Source organism: Desulfobacula sp. (genome assembly GCF_030611305.1).
GTDB lineage: Bacteria > Desulfobacterota > Desulfobacteria > Desulfobacterales > Desulfobacteraceae > Desulfobacula.
Genome location: NZ_JAUWQB010000022.1, coordinates 1 through 12,038, shown reverse-complemented (window position 1 = coordinate 12,038; position 12,038 = coordinate 1). Strand labels below are relative to the sequence as shown.

14 protein-coding genes are annotated in these 12,038 nt (G+C 40.1%); all 14 read left to right on the top strand.

Going from position 1 to position 12,038, the window contains the following annotated elements; translation table 11 throughout:
• The first annotated feature begins 202 nt into the window (after positions 1 to 202).
• Entirely contained in the window at positions 203 to 1,051 is an 849-nt protein-coding gene (locus tag QAI40_RS06260; protein ID WP_299979301.1) for an aminotransferase class IV, read from the top strand.
• A 301-nt stretch (positions 1,052 to 1,352) separates the two neighbouring features.
• Positions 1,353 to 1,730 (top strand): response regulator, encoded by a 378-nt coding sequence (locus QAI40_RS06255; RefSeq protein ID WP_299979304.1) that lies wholly within the window; start codon positions 1,353 to 1,355, stop codon positions 1,728 to 1,730.
• Positions 1,731 to 1,782: 52 nt separating this feature from the next.
• Complete coding sequence (gene tmcD, locus QAI40_RS06250) at positions 1,783 to 3,039, top strand: electron transfer complex subunit TmcD (RefSeq protein WP_299979307.1); 1,257 nt, start codon at positions 1,783 to 1,785, stop codon at positions 3,037 to 3,039.
• Positions 3,040 to 3,063: 24 nt separating this feature from the next.
• Entirely contained in the window at positions 3,064 to 3,723 is a 660-nt protein-coding gene (tmcC, locus tag QAI40_RS06245; RefSeq protein WP_299979310.1) for a TmcC family electron transfer complex membrane anchor subunit, read from the top strand.
• Between the two features lie 20 nt (positions 3,724 to 3,743).
• Positions 3,744 to 5,102 (top strand): electron transfer complex ferredoxin TmcB, encoded by a 1,359-nt coding sequence (tmcB, locus tag QAI40_RS06240; RefSeq protein ID WP_442875351.1) that lies wholly within the window; start codon positions 3,744 to 3,746, stop codon positions 5,100 to 5,102.
• 1 nt (position 5,103) lies between these two features.
• Entirely contained in the window at positions 5,104 to 5,484 is a 381-nt protein-coding gene (gene tmcA / locus QAI40_RS06235; RefSeq protein WP_299979316.1) for an acidic tetraheme cytochrome c3 TmcA, read from the top strand.
• Positions 5,485 to 5,495: 11 nt separating this feature from the next.
• Positions 5,496 to 5,846 (top strand): DVU0259 family response regulator domain-containing protein, encoded by a 351-nt coding sequence (gene divK, locus QAI40_RS06230; protein WP_299979319.1) that lies wholly within the window; start codon positions 5,496 to 5,498, stop codon positions 5,844 to 5,846.
• Positions 5,847 to 5,904: 58 nt separating this feature from the next.
• Positions 5,905 to 6,789, top strand: a complete 885-nt coding sequence (locus QAI40_RS06225; protein ID WP_299979322.1) for a universal stress protein — start codon at positions 5,905 to 5,907, stop codon at positions 6,787 to 6,789.
• Between the two features lie 173 nt (positions 6,790 to 6,962).
• The gene (locus tag QAI40_RS06220; protein WP_299979325.1) at positions 6,963 to 7,661 is read left to right on the top strand and encodes a hydroxyacylglutathione hydrolase family protein; all 699 of its coding nucleotides are present in this window, start codon (positions 6,963 to 6,965) and stop codon (positions 7,659 to 7,661) included.
• Between the two features lie 139 nt (positions 7,662 to 7,800).
• Positions 7,801 to 8,637, top strand: coding sequence for an adenosylmethionine decarboxylase (gene speD / locus QAI40_RS06215; protein WP_299979328.1), 837 nt, complete (start codon positions 7,801 to 7,803; stop codon positions 8,635 to 8,637).
• Between the two features lie 7 nt (positions 8,638 to 8,644).
• Positions 8,645 to 9,529, top strand: a complete 885-nt coding sequence (speE, locus tag QAI40_RS06210) for a spermidine synthase (RefSeq protein ID WP_299979331.1) — start codon at positions 8,645 to 8,647, stop codon at positions 9,527 to 9,529.
• A gap of 2 nt (positions 9,530 to 9,531) precedes the next feature.
• On the top strand, positions 9,532 to 9,960 hold the full coding sequence (locus QAI40_RS06205; protein ID WP_299979334.1) for a GNAT family N-acetyltransferase: 429 nt from the start codon (positions 9,532 to 9,534) through the stop codon (positions 9,958 to 9,960).
• Between the two features lie 4 nt (positions 9,961 to 9,964).
• Positions 9,965 to 10,897 carry a DUF2156 domain-containing protein gene (locus QAI40_RS06200; protein WP_299979337.1) on the top strand — a complete coding sequence of 311 codons (933 nt, stop codon included), beginning with the start codon at positions 9,965 to 9,967 and terminating at the stop codon, positions 10,895 to 10,897.
• A 16-nt stretch (positions 10,898 to 10,913) separates the two neighbouring features.
• On the top strand, positions 10,914 to 11,879 hold the full coding sequence (locus QAI40_RS06195) for an NAD(P)H-dependent flavin oxidoreductase (protein WP_299979338.1): 966 nt from the start codon (positions 10,914 to 10,916) through the stop codon (positions 11,877 to 11,879).
• The last annotated feature ends 159 nt before the right edge of the window (positions 11,880 to 12,038 follow it).

Sequence of the window (12,038 nt, the reverse complement as noted above, 5' to 3'; positions counted from 1 at the left end):
TGGCCAAAAGAATTGGAATTTTAATTTAAGGGAAAAAATGGATATTCAATCAATTGCAGATCCTCTGATATCAATTTGATCAAGGGATTAAAAACGTTCCAAATAGAAGCGTGTCTTGGTGGTAAGCACTATGATGAAATCATTCACCGAAACAATCTCGTGCTTACAGAATAGTAGAACATAAATAAACAGGTGTAAAAAAGTGGACACATATTATGTCAATGGAGAATTTATTGATGATGAGGATGCCCGGATTCCTGTCAAGGATATTATTGTTTTAAGGGGATTCGGGGTATTTGACTTTCTGATTACCTACAACAAACGCCCTTTTTATCTTAAAGAGCATGTTAAACGTTTTGAAAATTCGGCAAAGGAAATCGGTCTGAAATTTTTGCACACCAACGAAGAAATATGTAAAATTGTGCGGGAAACCATTGACAGGAATCCCCATCACAGTGAATCCAATATCCGGCTGGTTTATACCGGCGGTGTGAGCCCGGACGGGGTGACTCCCCAGGGTAACGGGATTCTCATGGTCATGGTCACCCCCAAACTTCGGTTGCCGGATTGGTGGTATACAGCCGGTGCATCCATTATCACCGTTGATATAGAACGATTTATCCCCACCGCCAAAAGTGTCAATTATTTGTCAGCCGTGTTTGCATTACAGAAAGCCCACAAGACCGGGGCCGTAGAAGCAGTCTATGTTGATCGGAACCAGCGGGTATTGGAGGGCACCACCACCAATATTTTTGCCATCAAAGGCACCACCATCATTACTCCTCCGGATAGCATCTTGCCGGGGATTACAAGAGATATTATCCTCAAGCTGATTCCGGAAAACCTTAAGCTTGAGATGCGTCATATGAAACTTGCGGAATTTCTGGAAATGGATGAAATTTTTATTAGTGCATCCAACAAGGAAATAGTACCCGTCATCAAGGTCAACGACATGACCGTGGCATCAGGTTGTCCAGGAGAAAAAACAAAACAGATCATGGCCTTTTTTAAAGCATTTACCACTGATTTCGGTCAGGGCAAAACGGAATGACCTGTAGCAAGGTTCACAGTGGCTGATAAACGTCAAAAGCATTATCCGCTGTGAAGGGAGGAAGTGTTGATGATAATCGATACATTCTCATAAATCAATAAGGTTTCTAAAAATTTCTAAAATTAGAAAAATTTCTAAATAAATTTCGAATTATTTATAAATATTCATATATTTTTAAATAAGCATTCAACACCAAACCTCCTAAGGTGCTGGTTTTATAAATTAAATCCACAAACCTTTTTTCTGGCATGGTTTCTGCTTACAATGGTATAAAGTTTTAATAATTAATTATTAGGATTAAATGGCGAAACAAATAAAAAAGTCACCTCGAATTATGCTTATTGATAATGATGAGCATATTCGTGATTCTTTAAAAATTTTCTTTGACAGCAGTCAGATGGATTTTTTAATATTTAAATCAGCGTCTGAAGGCTTAAATTCTCTCAAATATCAAAAAATTGATATGGTGATTTCAGATTATTTTTTACCGGATATGAATGGTGTTGAATTTTTGAACCAGGTTGCAAAAAATAATCCGGGCATTACAAGAGTTCTAATGGCAACGATTGTTAATGATGATCTTAAACTTGAAATACTCAAAGCCGGAATAGATCGATTCATTGAAAAGCCCTTAACTGTAGCTTCTTTGGATACAATTATTAACGAATTAACAAAATGAACAACGAATCTGAAAGATAATGAGCGTTTATCAGAAAAATTCGGAGATAAAAATGGAAGAAAACAAATCTTTTGACTGGAGTACGGATTTAAAAGAAGTGCCTGTCCGGGAGTGGGAAGACCGGTTTGTCTGGGTGGAGGAATCCCATGTCAGTCCAGATGGAGAAACCATTGCCAGCATTGTAAATGTCGAGGAAGGTGTGTTCACAGTGTGTGAAAATGGTGAAACCTGGGACAATGAGTATGACAAGGCCTGGAGTTTGAGACCACTGCCTGATGGAAAATTTGCCGCCTGCGTCAGCAGTGATGAGGAATGGACATTGAGCATCAGTGGTGATGAATGGGAGAACTGGTTTGATTTTATCTGGGATTTACAGGTGAATCAAGACGGTTCAAGCCTGAGTCTGGCCATTCAAAAAGACATGGAATATGGAATGGCTGTCAACGATGAACCCTGGGGCCAGATGTATGGCAATATCAATGAAATGGTGTTGAGTGATACAGGAAGCGTAGCTGCTGTCGTACAGGTGTCGCCAATGGCACAGGCGGACATTGAAGTTTTTAAGCAAGGGATTTTTTCCTGTGCTGTTAATGGAAAGGCAATTGAGAAGAATTTTCTGAACATTTGGGATATCAGCTTTGATTCAAGTGGAAAAAATGTTGCCTATGGTGTCCGGCTGGATCGAACTGACTATACCATTGTTGTCAATGATATAGCCTGGGATAAAAAATTCCAATCTGTATGGAAACCTGTGTTTCTTTCAGGAGAAGATTCAGTAGTCGCACCGGTAAAAGAAGGTGGCAAATGGGCTCTTTATAAAGATGGTCAACCTTTCTGGAAGACTCAATACAACCAAATCTGGAAAATGGTTGTTTCGGAAAAAACCGGAAATATTGCCGCAATTGCATCCAACAAGTTTGGGAAATGGACCATTGCACAAAATGATCAGCCCTGGAATATGACGGCGGACCAGATGATTTCCGATCTTTTTTATTCCAAAGACGGTTCTACCCTGGTTGCTGTTCTCAAGGACAAAGGGTTCTGGACTCTTGCGGTCAATCAAAAAAAATGGGATCTTTCGGCAGATAAGGTGTTTACTCCTTGTATCAGTTCAGATGGCAAGGTTGTTTGTGTCGTTATCGAACGGCAGGGCCAATACTTTCTGGCTGTAAACAATATAGTGATCCCCAATGGATATGATTTTATGGCAACACCCGTGATCAGTCCGGATAACACGAAAATTTTGCAAAAAGCCGTGAAAGACGGTGTGTATCAACGGCTGATCATGTCAACGGACAAGATTTTATAAAAGGATGTTTCAAAGGAGATAAATATGAATGCCTTTATCGATTTTATTATGGGGCCAATGGTCTGGATTGCTTTTCTGATTTTCATCCTTGGTCTGATACTTAAAATTGTTCTTATTATCAAAGATGTTAATGCCAGGGAATCATATATTTATTCCTATATGACCCTTAAACACAGCCTAAGATCAATCTTTGCCTGGTTAATCCCGTTTTTTCCTCAAAGTACAAGACAAAGCCCGGTATTTTATTCAATATCCTATATCTTCCATTTGCTTCTCTTTATAGTTCCCATTTTTTTGACATCCCATATTGTTTTAGTCAATGAGGCGTTTCAGGTTTCCTGGATTGCCCTGGATGACGGTTTGGCTGATATATTAACGGTTATGGTTGTTCTTGCTCTGGTGTTTTTTACCATCCGCAGAGTTATGGTTCCGGAAGTAAAGTATTTAACTTCGACCAAGGATTATATATTGATCTTAATTGTCGCACTGCCTTTTATTACAGGCTTTCTGGCATATCACCAGTTTTTTTTATACAGACCAATGGTCATCGCCCATGTGATTTCAGGTGAGATTATGCTTATTCTCATTCCGTTCTCAAGATTTTCCCACATGATTGTGGCTCCCCTGACAAGGGCTTATATGGGATCTGAATTTGGAAATGTCAGACATGCAAAAGACTGGTAACAGGCGATAAGGAGATGAAAATGCCAAATGAGATAAAAACAAAGGATGACTCACCTGTTGTGAAAGAAAGAAAGACAGATGAAGCTGTTGAAGCGGGATTGGCCAGACTTACACCGGAAAGAATAAAAAATACCATTAACCAGGTGCTGCAGAAAGAGACCGGCCCCAGGTTTAAAGCCTATGTGGAAACCTGCATGCATTGTGGTCTTTGTGCGGAAGCCTGCTTGTATTTCCTTTCCAATGACCGTGATCCGGCCTTTTCCCCGGCTGGTAAAGTAAAACAGACCATCTGGGAAATGCTGGAGAAAAAAGGGGAAGTATCAATAGATTTCTTAAGAAGGGCTGTTCATATTGCCCAGACACAATGTAATGTCTGTAAGCGGTGTTCCATGTACTGTCCCTTTGGTATTGACATTGCTTATCTGATGCTGCTGGTGCGAAGAATCTGCCACAAGCTTGAAATAACCCCTTTATATATTCAGGACACTGTGAACAGCCATTCCGCCACCATGAACCAGATGTGGGTGAAAGAGGATGAATGGATTGATACCCTTCAATGGCAGGAAGAGGATGCAAGGGAAGAGTTTGAGAATTTGAGAATCCCGCTGGATAAAGAGGGTGCCGATGTCATGTATTCGGTTATCGCCCCGGAACCTAAATTCCAGGCAGGGTTGTTATACCAGGCTGCTACCATTATGCATGCAGCAGGGATTAACTGGACCATGCCCTCAAGTCCGGGATGGGATAACAGCAATATGGCCATGTTTACAGGTGATAATGAAATTTCAGGCCGCATTGCCAGGACATTTTATGAGACAGCAGCAAGACTCAAGGTAAAACGTATTGTCATGGGTGAGTGCGGTCATGCTTTCCGGTCAACCTATGATGTGGGAAACCGCTGGATCGGATGGGCAATGCCTCCTTTTGAGGTTGTCCATGCCCTGGAATTCTATCATGAGTTGCTGACATCGGGCCGGATCAAGATTGCCCAAAAATTTAAAAAAACCGTTACCCTCCATGACCCCTGCAACGTTTCCAGAGGAAGGGGATTGCACGATATGGCAAGGGAAGTGACAAATATGCTGTGCGAATCTTTTATAGAGATGACACCGAACCGGGAACATAATTTTTGCTGCGGTGCAGGCGGCGGTGTGATCAACTGCGGCCCTCCTTATAAAGGGGAACGTATGGTGAACAACAGAGTAAAAGCAGAACAGTTAAAGGCAACCGGTGCCGAGGTTTTGATTGCTCCCTGCCATAATTGTCACAGCGGGCTTGAAGATATTGTTCATCATTATGATCTGAACATGGAAGTAAAGTTTTTAGGAGATATCATTTATGAAACCATGGAAAAGAAAATCTATAAACCGGGAGAGTAAGATGAAACAGAAAGTTATTTTTATGGGTTTCATATTGTTTATATTCACGGCAGTATATGCATTTTCCAATACTGAACTTGAAAGATTGGATAATTCCGTGTTTGAAAAGCCGCAAAGGCCAAGTGCCGTGTTTGAGCATGACGATCATAATGAAATGGCAGAGATAGATGATTGTGCCGTTTGTCATCATGTGTATGAAGGTAAAGAACTGGTTGAGGATGAATCCAGCGAAGACAGTCTTTGTTCCGACTGTCATTCCCTGAAGCCTGATCAGGAAAATTCTATTTCTCTTTCGGTTGCATATCATAAACAATGCAGGGACTGTCATTTTGAGGAAAACAAGGGACCGGTACTTTGTGGTGAATGCCATATTAAAGAGTAAGGAGGGGCATAATGAGCAAAAAAATTATGATCGTGGATGATGATCCGGCCATAACAAAATATCTGGAAACACTTTTTGCTGACAATGGGTATGAAATCTGTATTGCGGTTGATGGTAAGAAAGCGCTTGATATGTTTAAGGCTGAAAAGCCGGATTTGATTACACTTGATCTTGAAATGCCTGAAGAATGGGGCCCCAGGTTTTTCAGAAAAGTCAGCAAATCAAAGGATTTCAATACACCTGTCATCGTTATTAGTGGTTTGTCAAGCCATAAGTATTCGATTCCAAAGGCGGCGGCCGTTTTTGGTAAGCCTTTTGATGCTCAAAAGCTTATGGAAAAAATTTCAGACCTTTTGAGTTAAAAACACCAGTTTAAAGGATCATTTGTGAAAACGCATAAGTCGTTCCTTTGAGGTCGTTATGTTTAAAAAGATATTATTTGCCACAGATGCTTCTCCTGTCTGCGAAATAGCTGCAAAGACAGCTTTTGAACTCTCGGAAAAATATGGTTCTAAGCTCATTCTACTCCACGTTGATACGGATTTCTCGCAGGGAACCTGTCCGTTTGTTTCGGATATATCGGCAGAAGAAAAGGAATTTTCAGGGCTTGATTATTTAGCGATGGTCAAAGGAGGAATGAAAAAGAGATATGATTCGTTATCTAAGGAATCAAGAGATCCTGAATATAAGGTTATTGAAGGAAAACCTTCAGAAGAAATTCTTAAATTTGCGCTAAAAAACAAAGTGGATTGCATAATTTTGGGCGCCCATGCTCAAAAGGAAGAACCTGCTGGAAAAATTCTGCAAAAGATTGCAACAAAAGCGCATTGTCCGGTATTGAGTATTGCTAGGTCTTGTGAAACATGTTTTTGGTATTTTAACCAGATTGTTTTTGGAACGGATTTTTCAAACGCTTCCATGTCCGCCTTTCAATTCGCATATAAACTGGCCGATTATGTCGGGTGTAAACTGCATATTTTCCATGCATTGGATATTGAATCATCCGGACCTTCCGTCATTTCTAGCCAAAAACAAATTGAAGATCAAATAAAAAAAGCAAAGACAAAGATAAAAGAGCTATATATTTCTCAAATGGAAAATTTTGATAATTTTGATATTGCTGTCTGGGAGGGAGTCCCCTATATTGAATTATTAAAATTTACAAGAAAAACAAGCGGTGACCTTATCGTGATAGCCCATCACACAAAAAATAGTGATTCTGGAAAGGCATTTTTGGGGCGTACAACTGAGCAGGTGGTTCTTCGATCGGCATGTCCTGTGCTAAGCGTGAACCAGCACGTTTAAAAACCCTAAATTTATTTTCTGGCAGATTATGTATAGTCATTTGATAATAACACTTCCAATTTTCTATTAAATCTTGTAAAAATAGGTTCAAAATTAACCATAATATTCATTGAAAAACTGATGTTCATATAACTTAAGTTTATATGATTCATGGGTTTAGGCTTGGGGCTTTTATGTTTATTCAGCAATTTAGATATTCAACCGACAATCTGGGATATCTGGTATATTCGACAAGAGAAGGTATTGCCATTGATGCAGGGGGGGTAGAAGACATATTGGGTTTTGCCGAAAAGAACAATATCCATATCAAATATGTCACCAATACCCATTCCCATTATGATCATACCTCTGGCAATGAGGGGTTGCTCAAAAAAACAACAGCTCAATTTATTGATTGCAGACAGATCAAATCAGATCAAACCATCTATCTGGATCATGAAATTCTGGAAGTGTTTCACACCCCTGGTCACACGGAAGATTCGGTGACATTCAAGGCGGATGATTTTTTAGTAACTGGCGACACCTTGTTTAACGGGACCATAGGCAATTGTTTTTCTGGTGATCTTAATGCTTTTTTCCAATCCTTGAAACGGCTGATTTCTTTGCCGAAAGATACCAAAATTTATGGCGGACATGATTATGTGATCGAATCCATGAAAATGGCAAAAATCATTGAAAAAGACAACCCGTATATTGAAGAGTATATTAAAAAATATAATCCCGGGTTAATTGTGACAACTTTGGATGATGAATTACGGGCAAATTCTTATATAAGATTTAATGCTCAAGCTATGATAAACAATTTACAGAAAAGGAACGTGCCGACAAATACAGAGTTTGCCAGATTTGAATCAATAATGGAAATATATTGATTCAAAATTTTACATAGTTTGTTGCCCTTGATCATTCATTGTTTAGGTCTTATCATTAGGAGCAACATTTTTTTTGGGACTCCTGTAGTTTTGCAGGGTGTACCAGATATTTTTTTATTCGTTATCGGAGACAGCATTAATGCTTGGTAAAAATATTAAATTCGTTGGTAATTCTAAGCAGAATGCATGTTTTTCCCTGGGAAGACAGCTGACCATTGAGTATTATGAATGCGGAGCAAAAGTCCTGTTAAACAAAGACTGGGTTGAAAAAGCGTTGTTGAAAGCTGCAAAAGAGAGTGGTGCAACGATTATCAGCTCTTCGTTTCATAAATTCAAGCCCCAGGGAGTCAGTGGTGTCGTTGTTATAGCAGAATCACATTTTACAGTCCATGCATGGCCGGAACATAATTATGCTGCCGTTGATATATTTACCTGTGGAGACAATATAGACCTGGAAATTGCCATCAATTCCATGAAAGATTCTTTTGAATCTGAAAATGTTGTCATATCTTCCGATCAAAACAGGGGAATTATTTCCAAGCCGTTTGAGCAAAAAAAAGTTAGCCAGATTCTTAAAAATTCAAAGATCTATCCGATCTCCTGGAAAAAAGAGTATGAAAAAAAAACCCCATGGGGGGTCTTAACCTCTGTTGATATTTATGACAGTGACCCGCAGATTATCCGGGATGCAAAAAGCATTGAACGTTTTGTATATGATCTGTGTGATTTGATCGATATGAAGCGGTTTGGGGAATGCCAGATAGTCCATTTTGGAGAAGATGAAAAAGTCGAAGGGTTCAGCATGACGCAGTTCATTGAAACCTCCTTGATTTCAGGCCATTTTGCCAATGCCTCAAATTCAATATATCTGGATATATTCAGTTGCAAATTTTATGAGCCCCGTGAGGTCGCAGAATTGGCTATGTCGTTTTTCAAAGGGGATCATTATAAAATGCAGATCGCTTTGAGACAATAAATTAAAGATGGAAAATTATAGTAAAATAAAGGACGGATGGTTTTCGGAAATTTGTCCCATGTGGCCCGGAATATCATTATCCCTTGAAGTAGAAGAAGTTCTTTACAGCAAAAAAAGTAAATTTCAGCAAATTGACATGTATCAGACCAAAAATCATGGGAAAATGCTTGTTCTGGATGGAATTATTCAGTTGACCCAATCAGACGAATTTGTATATCAGGAGATGCTTGCCCATGTCCCCTTATTTGCACACCCCAATCCTGAAAATGTTCTGGTCATCGGAGGGGGTGATGGTGGAATATTAAGAGAGGTTGGCCGCCACGACTGTGTAAAGAATATTGATTTTTGTGAAGTTGATGAAGATGTTATCAAGGTATCAAAAGAATTTCTGCCTGATCTTGCCTGCGGATTTGATGATCCCAGACTTAAGGTTTATATAGCAGATGGCAGTGCCTGGGTTCAGGACCAAAAAAACAAATATGATGTGATTATTGTGGATTCATCCGATCCCATCGGCCCTGGTGAAGTTTTGTTTGAACGACCGTTTTACGAAGGATTAAAAGCGGCCCTCCGGAAAAACGGTGTTATTGCCACCCAGGGCGAATCTTTCTTCCTTCACAAGGAGTGTGTTGCCAATCTTGTGAAGATCACAAAAGATCTGTTTCAGGTTCAGGCATATTCCTATTTTCTGGTGCCCACGTATCCGGGTGGTCATCTCGGTATTTGCCTCGGATCTCTGGGGCCGGAACTAAAAAAGCCGTGTCGAGCCATTTCTGAAAATTTTCAAAAACAATTAAAATATTATTGTCCCAAAATACATGAAGCCTCTTTTGTTTTGCCTTATTTTGCCCAAAAGATGTTTAAATCCATAAAATCAAAGAAAAGTGTTTAAAAATGTCAGGCGACCCTTCAACACAACTTATTATAAAACCCATTAAATCCGCTTCAATGAAGGACTTGATCCACCTCTACAAAGAAGCCGGATGGTGGGAGTCTTCCTATGACAGCCAGCCTGAATTTTTAAATTATATTGTGAAAGATTCAGCTCTTTTTGTGGGGGTTTTTTGGAAAAAAAAACTTATCGGAATGGGTCGAGCCCTTTCCGACCTTGCAAGTGATGCTTATATTCAGGATGTTACGGTGTTAAAGGAATTTAGGGGCAAAGGGATTGGTAAAAAAATTATTCAAACTTTAATAGAAAAATTAAGGGAAAACAATGTTGACTGGATCGGCCTTATCGCCCAGCCGGGAACATCTTCCTTTTATAAAGAACTTGGATTTGAATTACTTAAAGATCATGTTCCGTTAAGATATAAGGATTGATAAAATGGTTGCGGCTGGAGCGGTTTTACGGGAACCGCAAAAAATAAAATTTTCCAAATTTAATCGATTTGAATTAAATGACCGGGAGCTTATTCAAACATATATTGATACGTTTAAGCCCTTTTCCTGTGAGTATAATTTTTCAAATCTTTATGCCTGGCAGGATGCTTACAAACTGTCATGGACCCTTTACCAGGAACGGCTTTTGATTTATGACGGCTTATCTCAATGTGCATTTATGCCTCTGGGCGAAGACTTTTATCCTGAAGAACTTGTCATTTTGTCATTAAATTTGAAAAATGTGGGCCTTACGCCTGAATTCAGTCTTTTAACATCAGATTATTTAAAAAAATTCCCTGAAATTGGAAATTACTATATCGTCAAAGAAGAACGTGATCATTCAGAATACATTTATGATGTTGCCAGCCTGTGTGAACTTACCGGGATAAAACTCCACAAAAAAAAGAACCTGATCTCACAGTTTAAACGAAACAATCCTAATTTTGAAGTACACTTGTTAAAAGGTGAGTACAGGCAAGAAGCCCTGAGGTTAGCACAGGATCAACTGAACAGGAGCAAAAAACGATCCAAGACACTCGATCGGGAGTCCTGGGCCATAGAGGCATCATTTGATCATTTTGAGGAATTGAGACTGGAGGGACTTGTGATAACGGTAGGGAACAAGGTGGCTGCTTTTTCTGTTTTCAGTGAAATGAACCATTTAACCTATGATATCCAGTTTGAGAAATCTGATATAGATTTTAAAGGGGCGGCTCAGGTGATCAACCAGGAAACAGCAAAATATCTTAAAGATAAATGTCAATACCTGAACCGGGAGCAGGACCTTGGAATCAAAGGCCTTCGCCAAGCTAAAATGTCATATGATCCTGTAAAATTGATCACCCCGTACAGCCTTATCTTTACCCCGATGAATTAGTTTGGAAAGGAGAACCATGTTACAAACCAGTGTTACACAATTACTTGGCATAAAGCACCCCATCATCGGCGGCGCCATGATGTCTATTTCAAAGGCTGATTTTGTCGCAGCCATATCCAATGCAGGGGGACTTGGTATCCTGGCATCGGCTATTTACCAGACAAAAGATGAGTTTGCCCGGGCCATTGACAGGCTCACACAACTGACGGACAAGCCGTTTGCGGTGAATCTCAATCTTTTTCCTTCCATGCGGCCCATCGATAACAATGATTATCTGGATGTTCTGATTGAAAAAGGGGTTAAGATTGTCGAAACTTCTGGACATTCCGCACCCGAAGAGTTATGCAGACGGTTCAAAGATGCTGGCATGATATGGATTCATAAATGTGTGGGAATTCGGTATGCCAGAAAAGTGGAAAAAATGGGAGCAGATATTGTCACTGTAGTGGGATATGAAAACGGGGGCGCCACAGGCAAGCTGGATATCGGAACGCTGGTTTTGGTTCCAAGCGTTGTAGATGCAGTCAAGCTTCCAGTGATCGGCGGCGGTGGTGTTTCAGATGGCAGGGGAATCGCAGCACTTCTCAGTCTTGGCGCCGAGGCAGTGATATTGGGAACCCGCCTGTTATTGACCAAAGAATGCCCCATTCATGAAAATTTAAAGCAGGCCCTGTTTGATGCATCTGAGCTGGATACCATGCTCATCATGCGGTCTATCGGGGCGACTCACAGGGTCTGGAACAATGCAGCCGCTCAAAAATGTTTTGAAATTGAACAAAATAGCGGCAGTTTTGATGAAGTGCTTTCCATAGTTACAGGCGATAAGGTAAGATTGATGTTTAATGACGGGAAAACGGATGTGGGGGTGATTTCCTGCGGTCAGGGCATTGGTCTGATCCATGATATTCCCAATGTAAAAGACTTGTTCGATACCCTGATGAAGAATGCAGAACAACAATTATCCGGGTTGCTGAACCGGTGATAATGAAAAAAAGCGGTGCACCTATAACCTATTTTGTCTGGGCATCCAGACTTCCGGTCGAAGTATCAAATGATACCTCGGCTCTATAACAAAGTGGTTCTCGTAAGGAACCCGTTACAAAGGAGTAATATAAGATGGCTGAAGGTACAGTAAAGTGGT